At 49.0% G+C, this 18,511-nt stretch carries 14 protein-coding genes; 8 read left to right on the plus strand and 6 right to left on the minus strand.

The window, feature by feature from the left end; genetic code table 11:
• Nucleotides 1-10: 10 nt before the first annotated feature.
• From DFR28_RS01940 to DFR28_RS01950, 3 genes are read right to left on the minus strand one after another with little or no spacing between them, the layout of a single operon-like run.
• Nucleotides 11-1,306, minus strand: a complete 1,296-nt coding sequence (locus tag DFR28_RS01940) for a TRAP transporter large permease (protein WP_113952616.1) — start codon at nucleotides 1,304-1,306, stop codon at nucleotides 11-13.
• Nucleotides 1,303-1,794 (minus strand): TRAP transporter small permease, encoded by a 492-nt coding sequence (locus DFR28_RS01945; protein WP_113952617.1) that lies wholly within the window; start codon nucleotides 1,792-1,794, stop codon nucleotides 1,303-1,305. The genes DFR28_RS01940 and DFR28_RS01945 overlap by 4 nt, the downstream gene beginning before the upstream one ends.
• 13 nt (nucleotides 1,795-1,807) lie before the next feature.
• A complete protein-coding gene (locus DFR28_RS01950) occupies nucleotides 1,808-2,791 on the minus strand; it encodes a TRAP transporter substrate-binding protein (RefSeq protein ID WP_113952618.1) in 984 nt (327 codons plus the stop codon).
• A gap of 117 nt (nucleotides 2,792-2,908) precedes the next feature.
• Here DFR28_RS01950 and DFR28_RS01955 point away from each other — a divergent pair, with 117 nt between their 5' ends.
• Nucleotides 2,909-4,396: a glycoside hydrolase family 28 protein gene (locus DFR28_RS01955; protein ID WP_113952619.1), complete on the plus strand. Its 1,488-nt coding sequence runs from the start codon at nucleotides 2,909-2,911 to the stop codon at nucleotides 4,394-4,396.
• A gap of 257 nt (nucleotides 4,397-4,653) precedes the next feature.
• Here DFR28_RS01955 and DFR28_RS01960 read toward each other — a convergent pair whose 3' ends face one another.
• Nucleotides 4,654-7,350 carry a TonB-dependent receptor gene (locus tag DFR28_RS01960; RefSeq protein ID WP_113952620.1) on the minus strand — a complete coding sequence of 899 codons (2,697 nt, stop codon included), beginning with the start codon at nucleotides 7,348-7,350 and terminating at the stop codon, nucleotides 4,654-4,656.
• Nucleotides 7,351-7,836: 486 nt separating this feature from the next.
• Between DFR28_RS01960 and DFR28_RS01965 the strand changes: the two genes are divergently transcribed.
• From DFR28_RS01965 to DFR28_RS01985, 5 genes are all read left to right on the plus strand, one after another.
• A complete protein-coding gene (locus DFR28_RS01965; RefSeq protein WP_113952621.1) occupies nucleotides 7,837-8,868 on the plus strand; it encodes a LacI family DNA-binding transcriptional regulator in 1,032 nt (343 codons plus the stop codon).
• A gap of 338 nt (nucleotides 8,869-9,206) precedes the next feature.
• Nucleotides 9,207-10,646 carry a glycoside hydrolase family 28 protein gene (locus DFR28_RS01970; protein WP_113952622.1) on the plus strand — a complete coding sequence of 480 codons (1,440 nt, stop codon included), beginning with the start codon at nucleotides 9,207-9,209 and terminating at the stop codon, nucleotides 10,644-10,646.
• The gene (locus tag DFR28_RS01975) at nucleotides 10,643-12,106 is read left to right on the plus strand and encodes a UxaA family hydrolase (protein WP_113952623.1); all 1,464 of its coding nucleotides are present in this window, start codon (nucleotides 10,643-10,645) and stop codon (nucleotides 12,104-12,106) included. Before DFR28_RS01970 ends, DFR28_RS01975 begins: the two co-directional genes overlap by 4 nt.
• Nucleotides 12,107-12,140: 34 nt before the next feature.
• Nucleotides 12,141-13,562: a glucuronate isomerase gene (uxaC, locus tag DFR28_RS01980; protein ID WP_113952624.1), complete on the plus strand. Its 1,422-nt coding sequence runs from the start codon at nucleotides 12,141-12,143 to the stop codon at nucleotides 13,560-13,562.
• Nucleotides 13,562-15,028, plus strand: coding sequence for a mannitol dehydrogenase family protein (locus DFR28_RS01985; protein ID WP_113952625.1), 1,467 nt, complete (start codon nucleotides 13,562-13,564; stop codon nucleotides 15,026-15,028). The genes uxaC and DFR28_RS01985 overlap by 1 nt, the downstream gene beginning before the upstream one ends.
• Nucleotides 15,029-15,091: 63 nt before the next feature.
• On the opposite strand, the gene DFR28_RS01990 is transcribed toward DFR28_RS01985, so the two are convergent.
• A complete protein-coding gene (locus tag DFR28_RS01990) occupies nucleotides 15,092-15,781 on the minus strand; it encodes an anti-sigma factor (protein ID WP_113952626.1) in 690 nt (229 codons plus the stop codon).
• Nucleotides 15,778-16,320, minus strand: a complete 543-nt coding sequence (locus DFR28_RS01995) for a sigma-70 family RNA polymerase sigma factor (RefSeq protein WP_113952627.1) — start codon at nucleotides 16,318-16,320, stop codon at nucleotides 15,778-15,780. The genes DFR28_RS01990 and DFR28_RS01995 overlap by 4 nt, the downstream gene beginning before the upstream one ends.
• Before the next feature lie 577 nt (nucleotides 16,321-16,897).
• Between DFR28_RS01995 and DFR28_RS02000 the strand changes: the two genes are divergently transcribed.
• Entirely contained in the window at nucleotides 16,898-17,305 is a 408-nt protein-coding gene (locus DFR28_RS02000) for a MerR family transcriptional regulator (protein ID WP_245941722.1), read from the plus strand.
• Nucleotides 17,306-17,341: 36 nt separating this feature from the next.
• On the plus strand, nucleotides 17,342-18,511 hold the full coding sequence (locus tag DFR28_RS02005; protein ID WP_113952628.1) for an isovaleryl-CoA dehydrogenase: 1,170 nt from the start codon (nucleotides 17,342-17,344) through the stop codon (nucleotides 18,509-18,511).

Here is an 18,511-nt window from a genome sequence, read left to right on the forward strand (position 1 = left end):
TAAAAAATAATCAGTCAATTAATCCAAATGCGCGAGGCAACCATTCGCTAAGACCCGGTATGTAAGTTACCGCCAATAGCGCACCAAACATGGCGACGTACATCGGCATTAATGGTCGAACAATGGAGGCCACCCGTGTTTTACCGACCGCACAGGCAACGAATAACACGCTGCCAACCGGTGGCGTGCACAGCCCAATGGACAGATTCAGCACCATCATGATGCCGAAATGCAGCGGCGTCATTCCAAGTGCCACCGCAACGGGGAGTAAAATGGGTGTAAAAATCAGTACGGCGGGCGTCATGTCAAGAAATGCGCCAACCAGTAGCAGAATCAAGTTGATGATAAGTAAGATAATAATCGGGTTATCGCTAAGCGTTAACAGAGCTTGGGCCGCCAGAGTTGGAATATTCTCGTAAGCCAGAATCCATGACATAGCGGTGGACGTAGCGATCAGTAACATCACAATGGCGGTAGTTTTTGCCGACTTAATCAGCACATCGTACAACTCAGACACCTGTACTTCGCGGTATACGAACACGGACAAAGTCAGCGCGTAGAGCACCGCAATCGCACCGGCTTCAGTAGCGGTGAATATGCCACCTAAGATACCGCCGATAACTAGTACGATTAAAAATAGACTGGGGAGTGCGGCCGTTGTGCTCTTAATGACCGTTGCTAGTTTGACCCGCTCACCGCGTGGAAAGTTATACTTTTTTGCGTATACCGCGCTAACCATCATCAAGCCAAGTGCAACCAATACACCGGGCAAGTAGCCACCAACAAACAAGGCCGAAATGGACACACCGCCACTTGCCACCGCGAACACAATTAAAATATTGCTTGGTGGAATCAGTAAGCCAGTGGTGGATGATGCCGCGGTTAACGCCGCATTGAATTCTTTGGGGTAACCGTCTTTCTCCATCACCGGCATCATGAAGCTACCAATCGCCGAGGTCGCCGCGACCGCCGAGCCAGAAATGGCACCAAACAAGGTGCAAGAGATTACGTTCACAAACGCCAGCCCACCAGGCAACATTCCGACTAGGGAACGTGCGAAATCAATCAAGCGACGTGCGATACCGCCCTGCCCCATCAGCTGCCCAGACAAAATAAAAAACGGAATCGCCAATAAGGAAAAACTGTCTAAACCGCCGGCCATGCGTTGCGCAACGGTGGTCAATGCGGGTAAGGCATCAATCGACACCAACATGGTCGCCACCGTCGCTATGCCAATCGAAAACGCAATCGGCACACCCATTAGCAGCAAGGCAATGAAGACTAAAAGTAAAATTGCGATGGTCATACGTCAGCCTCTTGAGATTTAGTAAATAGCGATACGATGCTGTAATAAACGATTAACAAACCGCTAAGGGGCAACACCGCATACACATACGCCATCGGCACGCCAAGCGCCGCGGTAGTTTGTTCGAGCTGGTATGTCAACTGCACTAATGCACCACCGCCAACCACCAACACAGCTAAGGCAAATACGCCGCAGCACAGGTCCGAAAACATGTGAATTCGATGCTTGCCGAGCGGACCTAAGCGATGCTCCAACAAATCCAAACCCAAATGGGCTTTCTCACGGTACGCGTACACACCGCCCAGCAAACCAACCCAAATTAATAGAGTAAGCGCCACCTCTTCGGTCCACGCGGCAGGGTCACCTAAGATGTAACGAGACAACACCTGCCACGACACCACCAACACCATTAGGCCCATACAGGCCGCCACTAAAAATCGTACCAAGCTGTCTAGCCCAGATGTCACTCGTTCAACTGCAGATGTCATAAGCCGGTTACCCCTACAAGTCTTTGATTGCTTCAAGCGTGTCGCCAACAGGCGTTCCGCGGTAGGCTGCTTTCATATCAACGACAGCATCCATAAATGGTTTTTTGTCTGGACGAATAATCTCAACGCCGCTCGCTTCGATTGCTTTCAGGGCGTCGTCACTGGCTTGCTGCCATAGCTCACCTTGAAACTTAACGCTGTCATCAGCCGCTTTTTGCAACCATTCCTGTTGTTGCGCATCTAAGTTGTTCCAAATATGTAAGCTCATTAGCAAAATATCAGGAACAAAGGTGTGCTCATCTAAACTGTAAAATTTACTCACCTCGTACTGTCGCGAGTCGTACAAACTAGGGGGATTATTTTCCGCACCGTCGACCACACCTTGTTGCAGCGCGGTATACAGCTCGCCCCAAGAAATAGGCGTCGCCGCGCCGCCCATCGCGGCAATCATATCTACCGAGGTCTGACTCTTTTGCACACGGATTTTTAACCCTTTCAGGTCGGCTGGCGAGCGTACTGGGCGATCCGTTGTGTAAAAGCTACGGCTACCCGCGTCGTAATAGCCCATGCCGCGTAAGCGTACTTTTTCAGGAGATAGCAGCAATGCCTTGCCAACTTCAGAATCCAGAACCCGCTTAAAATGCGCCTGATTCTCAAACACATAAGGCAAACTGAACACTTTCATTTCTGGCACGAAACTCTCTAAGGGACTAGACGACACCTTAGTCATGGCAAGGCTACCAATCTGCAGCAATTCGACCAGCTGACGCTCAGAACCAAGCTGCCCGCTAGGGTATATCTCGATTTTCATTTTGCCGTTTGAATACAGCGCTAATCGTTCCGCCATGTACACCATGCCTTTATGCACAGAGGCACCGGTATCCAGCGCATGACCGAGCTTCAGCACGACGGTATCGTCTTTGCCACTGCAGGATGTGACCAGCAAGGTCAGCGCAACAATTAAGAGTCGCCGCCCCCATTTTAATGGTATGCCCATTCTCCTCTCCAATCCGGTATTTATGAACCATCTGCTTAGTGCAGCTTTTATGTGATTAGTATATATTAAATATAATGCCACCGGTAGCAATTTTGCCATTAGAGGACAATCCTGACTATGAAAACTCCCCATTTATTATCACGTAGGCAGTTTGTGCTAGCGGCTTGCGCCAGCAGCACAGCGTTAGCCAACTCAAAAAGTTATGCCCAGCCAGGCGACATCTGCAGCAATACAAATCTAGAGAGCGAATGGGCCAAGGCCGACTTCATTCGCAAACAAATCATCGCCCCGACTTTCCCTAAACGGATCTTCAATATCCTCGATTTTGGTGCCGTTAACGATGCCGAAACACTGAATACAAAAGCAATCAATGCAGCGATTCAGGCTTGTCACACCGCTGGCGGCGGCACAGTATTAGTGCCCGACGGCCTATTCTTAACCGGCGCAATCCATTTGAGGAGCAATACCGAGCTGCACCTAGAATCAAAGGCTGAACTGCGCTTCTCAGACCAGACCTCCGATTACTTACCATTAGTACAAACTTGGTTTGAAGGTGTAGAACTAATGAACTACAGCCCTTTCATTTATGCATTTGATTGCCACAACGTCGCCATCACCGGAACCGGCACATTAAATGGTCAAGCCACGTTTGATGGATGGTGGTCATGGCGCGGACCGCGCAGCTGGAAAGGTGCAAAATCAGGCACGTCAACAGGTTGGCAACCAGGAATGCCGTATCAGAAAGCGAGCCGCAATCAATTGATGGCTATGGCCGCCAACGACGTACCAGTAGCAGAGCGACGATTTGGCGACGGGCACTACCTCCGTTCAGCCATGATAGAGTTCAACCGATGCAGCAATGTATTAATTGACGGCGTCACAATTAATGACGCACCGTTCTGGTCAGTACATCCGGTGCTCTCGAACAATGTGATTGCACGTAACGTAACCATTCATAACCCAGTTGGCGCGAACGCTGACGGCATTGACCCTGAGTCATGCAATTACGTGCTGATTGAAAACTCAAGGTTTGATACCGGCGACGATTGCATTTCACTTAAGTCGGGACGCAATCACGACGGACGACGAATCAATACTCCGTGCCGCAACGTAATTGTTTCAAACTGCCACTTCTCGAGTGAGCGTTCAGCGCTCTCATGTGGCAGTGAGAGCTCTGGCGGAATAGAGAATATTTATATCAGCGATGTAGTTGCCACTCATGTCTACCGTTTTTTCCGCATCAAAACCAATATGCGACGCGGCGGTATTAACCAGCATATTCATATAAAAAATGCAGACATAGAACAGGCGCTGGAGAACTTAATAGAAATTCAGGCCGATTTTAGTGAACCGTTAAAAGACGATCCAGAAGAACAAAACAACCATAACTTTGCCCCGGTCATACGCAATATAAGCATCACTAATCTTAACTGCCAGCGCGCTTACCGAGCACTTAACTTACCCGGCACAGAAGCCACACCAATCGAATCGCTTAAGTTAAACGGCGTGACGGTGGCGAGCAGCGACCACAGTAATCGGCTAGAGAATTTAATGCGGCCGTGCGCCACGGATACCGTTATCAACGGGAGGGCGTTTCGTTTCTAAACAAATACAGCATCGTAAGCTCTGCTCGATTGCGACTTAAGACCTTGCGGCTTGCTACAGTACCCGGCCGGTCGCACACACTCCAATATCCACTCCAACATTTATAGACCGATTTTAATCTATCTATTTTCATCCGCTTCATTTCATCCTCTACTTTTCACTCATCTCTCCCCAACCTGTTAAGCGCGTCTAAATTGACAAAAAAAGCCCCGACCAGCACGCTGGTCGGGGCAACAATGCCTTTTAAAGAAGGAGCTCTAAAAGTTGGCGCGAACACCAGCAAAATACTGACGTCCGGTATTGTTGTATTCACGAATTAAGTTTTGCGACCCATTACCAGTGGTAAATAAGCGCTCGTCTTCGTCCGTTAAGTTGATTATTTCAAACGTGAAGGTGACTAAGTCATTCAGATTATAAAAGGCGCTGAAATCAACATGCGTTGGGCCCGTTGTATTCTCTGAAAAGTTACCGTTACTACCGATGTTGCGCGTTACATAATCATCACGATTGTTTAACGAAATCCGCGCACCGAATTGATCAACTTCATAATACAAAGTGAAGTTATACGAATTCTCAGACAAGCCAGGAAGTGGCGCAATGGTTGGAATATCGTCGCGAGTGACGATTGTTTCTGCCTCAACATGCGAGTAGTTGGCAATCACACCCAGATTACTAAGCGCACCCGGTAAAAAGGTCAGACCTTGTTGATAAGCAATTTCAAAGCCATCCAACTCAGTGCCTTCGGTATTTGACGAGCTGCTGTAGCGCCAGATTAAACTAGGGTCCAACAAGCCTGGTTGGGTCGGATAAATCGATGCAATCACTGCCGCGTCTTCAGCACGCAATGGCTCAAAGCTTGTTGGCGATGAAATAAAGCTATCAATATCCTTCTTAAAATAACTAAATGCTAGCAATGCATCTTCGCCAAAATACCATTCGGCACTCAAGTTGATGTCGTCTGACACCAATGGCTCAAGTTGCGAATTGCCACCACTTACCGTGAAATTCACATCCGAATAAGCTTTAGACGGTGCCAAGCTAGTTAGATCTGGACGCGTCATGGTGCGTGCCAGCCCCGCTCTCAACACTAGCTTCTCGGTAACATCGTACGCCAAGTTCAATGATGGCAAGAACTCACTGTAATCATTAGTTTCAACGTTCGGCGTATTCACATCCAAGAAGCCGGTTGCCGTAACATCAGTCGAAACATAACGACCACCAAGGTTAACTCTTAGGCCTCGTCCGGCAAGCTCAGTATCGAGATTGTAGTCAACATAGAGACCAGTCGTTTCTTCCTCAATCTGCCAAGTTGGTACGCCAGGTCCACGACGTGCAATGTATGCTCCCTGACCAAATGCTGGTACCGCCTTATCGAAATCTAAGACCAAGAAGTTCAACTCAGTGGCGCTTCCATAGCTACCAGAATCAGTATAAGTGAATATTTTACCTAGGTCGGCTAGGTTTCTAGGGTCATTCGATACACGATCCGCCTCAACTGCATCGACCACCCGATCATTCATGATCGCACCAATTTTCAAGCTGCTCGAATCATTGAGCTGCCAATCAAAATCCAATCGTAGCGTATCGTTTTGTCGGTCGATGTTGTTACTGCGGAGCTGCTCGCCGTCTAAGATTTCAAAATTAGCAACACTGGTTACATCAATATCGTAATCAATGGCCGCCACGTTTTCATTTTGAGTGAAATCATAAGAGAAGTTTGTACCGGTTGGTGTCTCAATATTCACGCGGAAAATTTCGCCAGCATAATCAGAGCTTGCGGTACCAACCATACCGCTAAGTGACATACTGTCATTTAGGTCGTATTCGAAATCAACGGTAAATTGATCAAACGATGTTTCATCGATAGTTTGACGACTCTCAGTACGCAGACCAACACCATCAAAATTGCCCGCTAGCGCGACGATGCCGGTGCCATCCAGAGTCACCGCATTCGGTGTGATAGCTGGATAACCATAGCCGCCACTGCGTCTAAATTCACCAAACGAGTTATAGCTATCGGTTTGCGAATCAAATTCAGAATGCACCCAGTTGACGCCTAACGTTAGCGCTTCAGAAGGTCGGAATTGCAATGCACCACTTACGCCCAAGCGATCTTGCTCGTGACGAAAGCTGTCTTGTCGAGGCAGACGTGGAAACCATACTTCACGCAGGTCGACACCATTTAAAACGTTATTTGCCGCGAAGTCTTGGTCTGGTTGTGCCCAACGAACCGTTCCGAAACCGTCTTGGAACGTCGTGCGCTCGGTATAAGCAACCGACAATAAATAGCCAAACGTTTCGTCTTCATTAGTATTGCTAATCGTGGCGGTAACACGAGGATCTGATTCTTCAGATAGATCATTGTAACCAAGCTGAGCTGACACCGAAGCATTCATGCCCGGCTTGTCTAGCGGTCGAACTGTATAGAGGTCGATATTACCAGCGATACCACCTTCTTCTATAGAGGCCGTCGGCGACTTATTAACATCAATTCGACTAAACAGCTCTGCCGAGAAAACATTGAAGTCAAAATTACGACCACGGTTTGTGCCGCCGGAACTGTCTAAACCACCGGTAGAGGCTGGCACTTCCATGCCATTGAGTGTCACGTGTGTAAAACCAGCACCTAAACCACGAAGTGAAACTTGGCGACCCTCGCCACCTTGACGTACGATCGCAACTCCTGGGATTCGTTGGATTGCTTCAGCAAGGTTCAAGTCAGGCATTTTGCCTATGTCCTCAGTGACAATACTCTCACGAGCATTGACGGCATCTCGCTTCAAGGCAGTCGCCCTCTGCAAGCTAGCACGGAATCCAGTTACCACTACTTCTTCTAAAGTTTCACCTTGTGGCTCTACGTCCTGAGCGTAAGCTGGTATTGCCGACGCAACCAACAGCCCGCTGCTGGCCATTAACGCAATTGCACGGGATATTGAATTTAACCGGTGTCGCATGTTTTTCTCCTCTGGTTTATCGAAATTTTTAATACTTATTAAGGGCGGTTGAAACTGCTCTATTTATTCTGGGTAATGACACTCATACCCTAATGGAATGACATGATTCACAAATTTTAAGGAAATTGCAAGCAATAAATGCCATCGGTGGCATTTTTGTTTTTAGAGCATAAATATCACCAAAAATATCCCTAAGCGATTGAGCAATCACTAAAAACCATTGATATTAATGAGCTTATGCTTCATTTTATAGTCGTTACAATCACCCTAAACGCGACCTTAATAGACAGCCTGTCTGGTATATGCAAGTCGCAATGAAATTATCCAGAGCATTTTTGCTATCGGTAGCAATTAGCTTTCTTAGCCAAACTCACGCTGTAATAAGGCACAGAGATGTATTTCCATTAGAATACGAGCGGCAGCGCCCAAACGACGCTAGACTAAGCGATATAAGACTGATATTTCGCAATCAACAATGACGATGCAATGAACGATCTAAGAGACAAAAAGGCAACCATTAATGACGTTGCGCGACTCGCTGAAGTGTCCAAGCGGACAGTCTCACGAGTAATCAACAAGTCTACGAAAGTGGGCGAGAAGACGCGCGTTCGTGTGCAAAAAATCATGGATGATCTGGATTACAGCCCAAATGCGCAGGCACGCGGCCTCGCGGCTAGACGCTCATATTTGCTCGGCCTGATCTACGATAACCCCGATGCCTTGTACATTAATGACGTACAGCGGGGCGTGTTAAGCATTTGCCGTGAATTCGGTTATGAACTTGTGGTTCACCCCTGTGACATGACATCTGATCGATTAATCGATGAAGCTGTAAGCTTTGTTAACCGCTCGAAACTCGATGGGGTTGTTATCTTGCCACCGATCTCAGAAAACAATGATCTCGCAGGCGCTCTTGGTAAAGCACACGTTAATTACGTACGCCTCGCCTCTATTGCACTCGATACCGCGGAACATGTAGTGATCTCAAATGAACGATCCGCAGCCGCAGCCATGGCTGAATACTTGGTGAGATTAGGACACCGTCGAATTGGTTATATTGCCGGCCCCAAACGGATGCGTTCAACCCGTGAGCGGCTAGAAGGGTTTTGCGATGCGCTCGAGATGCACGGCTGCAAACCTGAACCCGATATGATCGCCTTGGGCGCCTACACATTTGAGTCTGGCATCAATTGCACACGCGAATTACTTGCCAATAAAAACCCACCAACCGCGATCTTTGCCAGTAATGACGAGATGGCAGTGGGGGCAATTAATGCCGCACAAGATATGGGATTGAAAGTGCCTGGCGACCTATCCGTGGCAGGCTTCGACGACAGTATTTTAGCATCGCGAATTATGCCGCCATTGACCACATTACGCCGCCCAGTGCAAGAGATGGCTAGACTAGCGACATCAAAACTGATTGCTTCCATTGATGGTCGCAAGGAAGAAGCAAGCAGTTCGGTCATGCTCGTGCCCTCCTTGATCAAGCGCCAATCGACTCAGGCAATCGACTAACATTTGATGACTTAAACGACTCACCACCCCACCCAATCTATTTCGAATAAGTCATCAGATGAGTAAAGCCAGAGTGCTTATCATCGCTATTTCCTAGATTAATTTTTTTACCGCTGTGCTCCAGCAGCACATTTGATTCTCACGCATCGATTACAACTTGAGATCGTGCGTAAGCGCTAGCAGACCAAGCCGCCCCTCGACAGCGCAGCACTGGCACAAACCTGAAAGCTTCGAATATTAGTTTGCATTGAAATATTGCCACCGGTAGCAAAAAACACTATCCTTGCACCTCAAATCTAAATTGATGGCAAATTTCAACCCAATCGAGTAAATCCTTTATGGCTAATAAAATGCGTCGCGCGGTGTTAACGGGACTGACTGGAGCTTCTATCGCGCCGTCATTTTTTATCGCTGGCTGTGCTAAAAGCACGCCGCAATCACCCAACGACCCTTGGTTACTCGCCACTTCGATACGGGCTCGAATACAGCTGCCAATTATTCCCGACAGCGAATTTGTTATTACCGATTTTGGTGCCAAAGGCGACGGCAAGCATGACAACACCGGCGCTATAAGCCGCGCGATCGCGGCGGCAACCAAAGCTGGCGGAGGCCGTGTAACAGTGCCTGAGGGCACCTTTATGACCGGCCCAATACATTTACAAGATCGCATAGACCTACATGTAAAGAAAGGCGCTACGCTGTCATTTATACCTGAACCTGATCGCTATTTGCCGGCCGTTTTCACGCGCTGGGAAGGCGTGGAGTTTATGGGCTTATCGCCCCTTATTTATGCGTATGGAAAATCCGACATCGCTGTTAGTGGCCAAGGAAGATTGGTCGGCGGAGCGGATGACACGCATTGGTGGCCATGGAAAGGGATTAAAAACCCCACCTCTGAAACTAACCAAAACAGTGCTCGTAAGCAGCTCTTCATTGAAGCTGAGCAAGGGGTTCCGCCAGAGCAACGAGATTATGCTAAAGGCGCTTACTTGCGCCCTCCATTCATCCAGTTCTATAAGTGCAACAACATTTTGATCGAAGACGTCACGATCACGGCATCACCCTTCTGGCTAATAAACCCCGTTCTTTCGAACAGCATTACGGTTCGCGGCGTTACCTGCCACAGCTACGGACCGAATAACGACGGCTGCAATCCAGAATCGTGTAACAACGTGCTAATCGAGAACTGCCTATTTGACACCGGCGATGACTGTATCGCAATAAAATCTGGTCGCAACGCCGATGGGCGTCGAATTAATGTGCCGTCGCAAAATATTATTGTTGCCAACTGCAGCATGAAAGCCGGGCACGGCGGCGTGGTAATGGGCAGCGAGCTGTCCGGCGGAATCAAGAACATTTTTGTCGAACACTGCAAAATGAGCAGTCCTGACTTATGGAGCAGCATTCGTATCAAAACCAATGCTATGCGTGGCGGCGGCGTCACCAACCTAAATGTACGTCACATTGATATCGGCACGGTACGAGACATGCTGTTAATCAATTACTACTACGAGGAAGGCGAAGCTGGCGACTTTACTCCAGTCGTCAACGGACTGACGTTTGACCATATTCATTGCGCGAATGCTCAACGCATTTTAAATGTACGCGGTTTCAAACATGCACAAATTCAGAACATTGCGTTAAACCACATCACTATTGACCACGCCGAAAAGCCGTCAATCGTTGAAAACGTCAGTGATATACGGTTTCAAAACATGTCGGTTGACGGCAAAGCGATTAATAGCCTTGACGATTTAGCCACGGAGACCGCGTCGTGAAAGCCTTAAAAGTACATCAGCTCGACAACGTTGGTGTTGCGCTTGAGAACCTTGCCGGTGGCGAAGAAGTACTAGGGCTGCAGTTAACGCAGGCTATTCCTAAAGGTCATAAATTCGCGTTGAGCGACATCGCAAAAGACCAAGCGATCTTAAAGTATGGCCACCCCATTGGCCGCACCACCGAGACTATAAGCGCGGGGGCACACGTTCACAGCCACAACCTAGTAACAGCACTAACTAGCGGCGATGCTTATCACTATCAACCGGCGGACAAACCTGCGCTCTCGCATACCCACACTGACACATTTGAAGGCTACCTGCGCAGCAATGGCCGCGCCGGAACACGTAATGAAATATGGGTACTAAATACCGTTGGCTGCGTTAATGCGACCGCCGCTCGAGTTGCAACAAGCAGTCGAGCAAGTGGCGCTGTGGAGGGAATACATGCATTCTCGCACCCATTTGGATGCAGTCAATTAGGTGACGACCTAGACCATACTCGAAAAATACTGGCCGCACTGGCTTCGCACCCCAACGCTGGCGGGGTTGTCATCATCGGCTTGGGTTGTGAGAACAATCAATTAGACCGTCTACTTGAAACCGTAGATCCCACGGTGAAGCAGCGCATTCGTTCGTTTAGCGCCCAGCGCGTACAAGATGAAGAGCTAAGCGGGCTTGATGCCGTGCAAGAGCTAATGGAGATCATGTCTGAAGACAAGCGCGAAACGCTTCCTACTTCACTGCTGACGCTGGGCATGAAATGCGGCGGATCGGATGCATTTTCAGGCCTCACTGCCAATCCGTTGGTTGGTCAAATGACCGATCGCGTCACCGCCCAAGGTGGCCGCGCGATACTTACAGAAGTACCCGAGATGTTTGGTGCTGAACAACTATTGATGAATCGAGCTGAAACTCCAGAGGTGTATCAGCAAACTGTGGAATTAATTGAAGAATTCAAGCGCTACTTCACCGCCAATCATCAACCGGTATCCGAAAACCCATCGCCTGGGAATATCGAAGGTGGTATTACCACCCTTGAAGAAAAATCATTGGGCGCGATTCAAAAAGGCGGCGTAGCAACGGTAAACGATGTTATTGACTATGGCGAACAAGTCACTAAAGCCGGACTAAGCTTACTCCAAGGCCCAGGTAACGATGCCGTGTCATCAACCGCACTGACCGCCGCCGGCGCTAACCTCATTCTTTTTACCACCGGCCGAGGCACACCATTAGGGTTCCCCGTTCCGACCATGAAGATAGCCTCAAATAGTACGCTCGCGACCGACAAATCGCGCTGGATAGATTTCAATGCTGGCGCGCTGCTTGACGGCGAATCGTTAACAGCCGTTGCTGACGCACTGTGGCAACAAATTTTGCGCACCGCATCAGGCGAACCAAGTCGAAATGAAACAAATGGCTACCGCGAAATAGCCTTGTGGAAAACCGGCGTAACGCTCTGAACATACATAACGACAACAAAACATAAACGCAATCATGAATACAGTAACTAACATTCTGCTCGACCCTGATCGATTGTTTCCGGCTGACCAAAAAACCCGCAACATTGCTCGAGAGCTGTATGAGCCAATCGCCAATTTGCCAATCATCAGTCCTCATGGCCACACAGACCCCAGCTGGTTTGCGAATAACGACTGTTTTCCTGATGCGACTAGCCTACTACTAATTCCCGATCACTATCTGTTTAGGATGTTGTATTCACAAGGAATTTCAATGGAAAGCCTAGGCGTGCCAAGGATTGACGGCGGCGAAGTCGAAACCGATACCCGTAAGATCTGGCAAGTATTCGCTGCGAACTATCATCTGTATCGTGGTACGCCATCGTCCATGTGGATGGATCATGTATTTCACAGCGTGTTTGGCTTAACAGAACCGTTTTCGAGCGAAACAGCCGATTCATTCTATGATTTCATTACAGCGGAACTACAAACCGACGCATATCGGCCGCGCGCGCTGTTGGATCGCTTTAATATTGAATTGATTGCCACTACCGAGGGCGCCACGGACCCATTGACGCACCACCGAGCTATTGCTGGCAGCCCATGGGCTAAACGAGTCATCACTACCTTCCGTCCTGATGATGCGACCGATCCGGATCGCGATGATTTTGTTGCAAATGTTGCACAATTGGCTGACATCACCGGTGAAGACACCAGTCACTGGCAAGGCTATTTAAACGCGCTTCGTGCTCGACGTGCAACCTTTAGAGAGTTTGGCGCCACGGCGACGGACCATGGCCACCCCACGGCGGCCACTGCTGATTTGTCAAACTCTGAGTGCGAAGCACTATTTAAGCGCTGTTTATCAGGGCAAGCCAGCATGTCAGATGCCGAACTGTTTCGTGCGCAAATCCTAACTGAAATGGCAGGAATGAGCATAGAAGATGGTATGGTCATGCAAATTCATGCCGGTGCTCGACGTAATATAAATCAACAGGTTTTCCAACGCTTTGGCCGCGACAAAGGCGCCGACGTACCCTCGCCCACCAACTATTTGGACGGCTTAGCCCCGCTTCTCAATAAATACGGCAACGAACCCAAACTAAACATTATCTTGTTTACCTTGGATGAGACTACTTATGCACGAGAGTTAGCGCCGTTAGCCGGGCATTTCCCATGCCTCAAACTTGGCCCACCATGGTGGTTTCATGATAGCCCAGAAGGAATGTTGCGCTTTCGCCAGCAAACAACCGAGACAGCAGGTTTCTACAATACGGTTGGCTTCAATGATGACACTCGAGCGTTCTTATCGATCCCGGCTCGACACGATGTCGCGCGCCGTATGGACTGCCGCTTTTTAGCCACACTCGTCGCAGAAGGCAGACTCCGATTACACGACGCCGAAATACTCGCCAATGATCTCAGCTACAATTTAGCCAAACAAGGCTACAAACTGTAATGCGACTTTCGAAGACGACCTTGGCGTGTCTGCCGCTCGGTATCGACACGCCTGCTTATGCACCCGAAGAAATCGGCGTTGGCATTGTCCACCTCGGCATTGGCGCATTCCATCGTTGCCATATGGCGGTTTACACTGATGATGCTATTGCCGCTAATCGTGGCAACTGGAAAATCATTGGCGTGTCGCTCCGAAGCACCACGATTCGCGACCAACTCAATCCGCAAGACGGGCTTTATACGATTGAAGTGCGCGATAACAGCAAGACCCAACGGCGTGTGATCGGCAGCATCGACCATGTGTTGTTCGCGCCCGAACAAGCAGTCGATGTCATTGCTGCGATGAGCAACACCGAAACCAAAATAATTTCCCTCACGGTTACCGAGAAAGGCTATTGCCATGACCCGGCCACCGGCGAGCTAAATCAGAATCACCCTGACATCAAGCACGATATTGCTAACCCAAGCACTCCAAAATCCGCCATTGGGTTTCTAGTCGCGGCTCTGCAACAACGTTGCAACACCAATGCCGGGCCCGTTACGTTACTAAGTTGCGACAATCTACCAAGTAATGGGCAAACACTGCGCCGTATTGTCACGCGCTTTGCAGCACTAACCTGCCCTAACATAGTCGCTTGGATTGATGCCAACGTCACCTTCCCGAGTTCCATGGTTGATCGTATTGTCCCAGCAATGGAGCCCAGCGCGGTCGCTGAGTTCACCGAAGCAACAGGCGTCGTTGACCAAGCAATATTACAAACCGAACCGTTCACCCAGTGGGTTATCGAAGACAGTTTTGCCGCATCTAGGCCGGCGTGGGAGCAGGTTGGAGCAACGCTGGTCGGCAATGTAGAGCCATACGAAGAAACTAAGTTGCGGATGCTCAATGGGAGCCATTCTGCACTCGCCTATTTAGGCTATCTGGCCGGCTTCGACTTTGTTCATCAGGCGATGGCTCAGGCGGATTTACGACGTTATGTGAACATCTTTATGCGCGACGAGGCGGCTACCTCACTGACTATTCCGAGCGGACTTGATATCGATGAGTATCGACATAACCTACAACAGCGATACGATAACAGCGCACTGCAACACCGCACCTACCAAATTGCGATGGACGGTAGCCAAAAGATACCGCAGCGCTTGTTAAGCACACTGCGTTTTCACTTAGCACACAACGGTCCGATTGAAGCCTCCAGTCTCGCGATTGCAGCATGGATGCGCTATGTGATGGCACACCGTGAAAATGGCGAACCATTTGAAGTCCAAGACCCGTTGGCAGCGCGCTTCAAGGCGGTCGTTAACGACGCGGAGAAAGATCCCGTAAAACTGGTTACTGGTTTATTAGGCATACGCGAAATCTTTGCTGATGACCTTATTCAAAACCAACGTTTATGCGATGAACTAACCAAGTCGCTGAGATCATTGTTAGCAGTCGGCGCGCTTAAAACCCTCGCGAAATTTTGAGCGACGTTTATTTAAGCGCCGCTCAGCTTATTTAAGTTGAGTTAGTTACGCTCTCAAGCAAGCTTAGCTTGCGCTATACAATGGCGCAACATACAGCACCGCGCCCGCGGCGGGCGCACCGCTAACCGAGCCACCTTCAACTTCACGGCTCACGGCGAGTGCTGAAGCGCCATCCAGTGATACATCAATGAGTTGCCGCGTTAACACTCCAGATTTTGGCAATAAGCCGAGTGATACCGGAGCCACGCCTTCACCGGCTAACAACCATAACTCGTAGTCTTGCTGACTCGGCAAAGCGGGTACTTTTAGAGCCACAGCTTCAAGCTTGCGGCCTTGATCACTCAAGGTAATCGACCACAAAGGCTGGCTGTCAGCGGTCTGCATAACGGCCACAAAATCAAACGAGTCGGACTCCGCGGGCGGCCGCTGGTTCCACTGCAAAACGAACATGGCTATTAATGCGGCACTAGCCAGCACCGCCAGTCCACGCCACCATGAAGTCGATGATGAATGCTTCTGGGCTTCCCCAAATAGTCGAGTCTGAATTGCAGACCACGTTGATGAGCTCGGCGTCACCGCTGCTGATTGACCATCTAGATGACTAAAATGCTGTTCCCATTTTGCCACTTCATCACGATACGACGCGTCAGACTGCAATAGACTTTGAAAGCGCTGACGTGCCAAACCTTGCAATGTTCCAACTACATATGCGGCGCTCAACTGAGCGCGTAATTCTGGGTTCTGATATCTCATTGTGACAAGCACTCCTTCAACGATGACAGTCCACGTCGTATCCAGCTTTTTATAGTCCCGAGCGGATTATTAGTTTTCACGCTTAATTCTTGATGAGTGTAGCCACCCAGATACGCTGCGACGATGGCTTCTCGCTGTTCGATATTTAGTCGATTAAGACAACGCGACAATTGCAATTGATCAGAATCAAGCTCTGCGCCAACTTCACTTAATGGCTCGGCAACCGCCTCATTTGTCACCGTTTCAACTTGGCGCTGCCCCTTGCGTAAGTAATCAATAGCCGTGTAACGCGCAATACTACCTAACCACGTCATTGCTTGACTGTGGTCTGCTCGATAAGAGCCCGCTCGATGCCAGACCTTGATATACACCTCTTGCAAAAGGTCTTCGCTCAAATTTCGGTCAGGAATCATTCTCAGTAAAATTGACAGCAAACGTGGTGATGTCGCCCGATATAGCTTCTCAAATTCAGCTCGGTCTCCGAGACTGACACGGCTGAGTGACCGAGAGAGCTGTTGATTGTCATTCTGCATCGCCATTGCTTAGTACACGCGGGTTAAATTTTCTAGTGGTCTTTCTATCACAGTCGCGAGCTGAATTAAGCACAAAAGCAAAAAATAACTGTTTATTTCAAATTACTGCATCCAAGAGCTAACTCTGGTCGTATATAGGGTTATAGATAAATGATTAAGTGACGACAATACCTCGGGTTGGGGTGCTTGGTAGGGGCGACAGCAGATACGATCTCCAGTAAATCAAACCGGCTATTCTTAACTAGAATTGGCCGAGTTATCTGCTGCCGCCCCTACATTTTTCCGGTTGCGAAAGGATCACCGCGACAAACCACGGTACTCTTTAATTTATGCCCCCCCACTTTAATACTGCCCTTGCTTCAATACTGACGTTAAGCCGCTCCCCTTTTGGTCATAGCAATCATCGCGACATTTGCTTTACGTTTACGTAAACGTAACTTTGGTCTATACTGAGTTTCAATACCATAAAACAGCTCCATGCTTAGTTCTACAGCATATGTTAGTAGCCACATTGACTAGCAGCTGTATTTACCCAAGATCCATATAGCAAAACTCAGAACTGTGCCACTGAAACCCAAGCACGATGACCCAAACCAATATGACCAAACGTTATTCTATTCGAGAGCTAGCTGAAGAATTTGATATCACCACGCGTGCCCTTCGGTTTTACGAAGAGAAAGGACTCTTAACGCCGACCCGATCCAAGCAAACCCGTACTTACGGAAACGCTGACCGAACCCGATTACGATTAATCTTACGCGGTAAGCGACTTGGCCTGACTCTTGAAGAAAGCAGCGACATTATTCGCATGTATAACCCTGGTGCAGGAAATCAACAGCAAATCCAAACCTTGATCAGCAAGATTCGCGATAAACGCGCGCAGCTGATTTTGCAACAACAGGATTTGGAACACATGCTACTCGATTTAGCCGATGCCGAAGAACGTTGCTTACAAGCCTTAAATGACGCGCCGCAACAACGCAAAGCATAAAACACCCAGACAAACCAACTGATTGACGAAACGACTATGACCACTAGCTATCCGACCCTGCAACACTTTCTTGGCGAAGAACTTGATATGTTGCGCGACATGACCCACCAATTCGCGCAGGCGGAAATTGCACCACGTGCCGCCGACATCGATCGAGACAACCTTTTCCCTGCCGATTTATGGCAAAAATTCGGTGACCTGGGCTTACTTGGCATTACTGTCTCAGAAGAATACGGTGGCAGCAACATGGGTTACTTGGCACATGTTTTGGCGATGGAAGAGATTAGCCGCGCCTCGGCCTCAGTCGGCCTGTCTTATGGTGCTCACTCAAATTTATGCGTCAATCAAATTTTTAAAAACGGCAACGATGCGCAGAAACAAAAATACCTGCCTAAATTATGCTCCGGCGAGCATATTGGTGCGCTCGCCATGTCTGAGCCTAATGCCGGATCCGACGTCGTCAGCATGAAACTCCGTGCCGACAAGCGCGGTGATCATTATGTGTTGAATGGCAACAAAATGTGGATCACTAATGGTCCCGACGCCGACACCTACGTAGTCTATGCAAAAACCGATGTGAATGGTGGCTCTAAAGGCATAACCGCCTTCATTATAGAGCGCGGCTTTGCCGGGTTTACTCAAGCTCAGAAGTTAGACAAACTCGGAATGCGTGGTTCGAACACATGTGAATTAGTCTTTCAAGACTGCGCCGTACCAGAGGAGAATATCCTAGGCTTTGAAGGTGGCGGAGTGCGCGTACTGATGTCAGGTCTGGACTATGAACGCACCGTTCTCTCCGGTGGGCCGGTCGGTATTATGCAAGCCTGTTTGGACTTGGTTGTTCCCTATGTGCACGAACGCAAACAATTCGATAAAGCCATCGGCGAATTTCAACTAATGCAGGGCAAGCTTGCCGATATGTATACCTCGCTAAGCGCGTGTCGCTCGTACTTGTATGCAGTTGCCCGTGCATGCGATGCCAACCACGAAAGCCGCAAAGACGCCGCCGCAGTAATTTTATTTACCGCTGAGCAAGCTACCCAAATGGCGTTACAGGCGATTCAGGCACTAGGCGGCAACGGTTATATTAACGAGTACCCGGCTGGACGCTTGTTGCGCGATGCGAAGCTCTACGAGATTGGAGCGGGTACCTCAGAGGTCAGGCGTATGCTAATTGGCCGTGAATTATTTGCCGAGACACGATAA

The organism is Arenicella xantha (assembly GCF_003315245.1).
GTDB classification, from domain to species: Bacteria; Pseudomonadota; Gammaproteobacteria; order Arenicellales; family Arenicellaceae; genus Arenicella; species Arenicella xantha.

Coding starts and splice junctions, on each gene's coding strand:
- DFR28_RS01960 (WP_113952620.1), bottom strand. CDS start 7,350: ATGCGACACCGGTTAAATTCAATATCCCGTGCAATTGCGTTAATGGCC.
- DFR28_RS01985 (WP_113952625.1), top strand. CDS start 13,562: ATGCGACTTTCGAAGACGACCTTGGCGTGTCTGCCGCTCGGTATCGAC.
- DFR28_RS01990 (WP_113952626.1), bottom strand. CDS start 15,781: ATGAGATATCAGAACCCAGAATTACGCGCTCAGTTGAGCGCCGCATAT.
- DFR28_RS01950 (WP_113952618.1), bottom strand. CDS start 2,791: ATGGGCATACCATTAAAATGGGGGCGGCGACTCTTAATTGTTGCGCTG.
- DFR28_RS01940 (WP_113952616.1), bottom strand. CDS start 1,306: ATGACCATCGCAATTTTACTTTTAGTCTTCATTGCCTTGCTGCTAATG.
- DFR28_RS02005 (WP_113952628.1), top strand. CDS start 17,342: ATGACCACTAGCTATCCGACCCTGCAACACTTTCTTGGCGAAGAACTT.
- DFR28_RS01955 (WP_113952619.1), top strand. CDS start 2,909: ATGAAAACTCCCCATTTATTATCACGTAGGCAGTTTGTGCTAGCGGCT.
- uxaC (WP_113952624.1), top strand. CDS start 12,141: ATGAATACAGTAACTAACATTCTGCTCGACCCTGATCGATTGTTTCCG.
- DFR28_RS02000 (WP_245941722.1), top strand. CDS start 16,898: ATGACCCAAACCAATATGACCAAACGTTATTCTATTCGAGAGCTAGCT.
- DFR28_RS01970 (WP_113952622.1), top strand. CDS start 9,207: ATGGCTAATAAAATGCGTCGCGCGGTGTTAACGGGACTGACTGGAGCT.
- DFR28_RS01965 (WP_113952621.1), top strand. CDS start 7,837: ATGAACGATCTAAGAGACAAAAAGGCAACCATTAATGACGTTGCGCGA.
- DFR28_RS01945 (WP_113952617.1), bottom strand. CDS start 1,794: ATGACATCTGCAGTTGAACGAGTGACATCTGGGCTAGACAGCTTGGTA.
- DFR28_RS01995 (WP_113952627.1), bottom strand. CDS start 16,320: ATGGCGATGCAGAATGACAATCAACAGCTCTCTCGGTCACTCAGCCGT.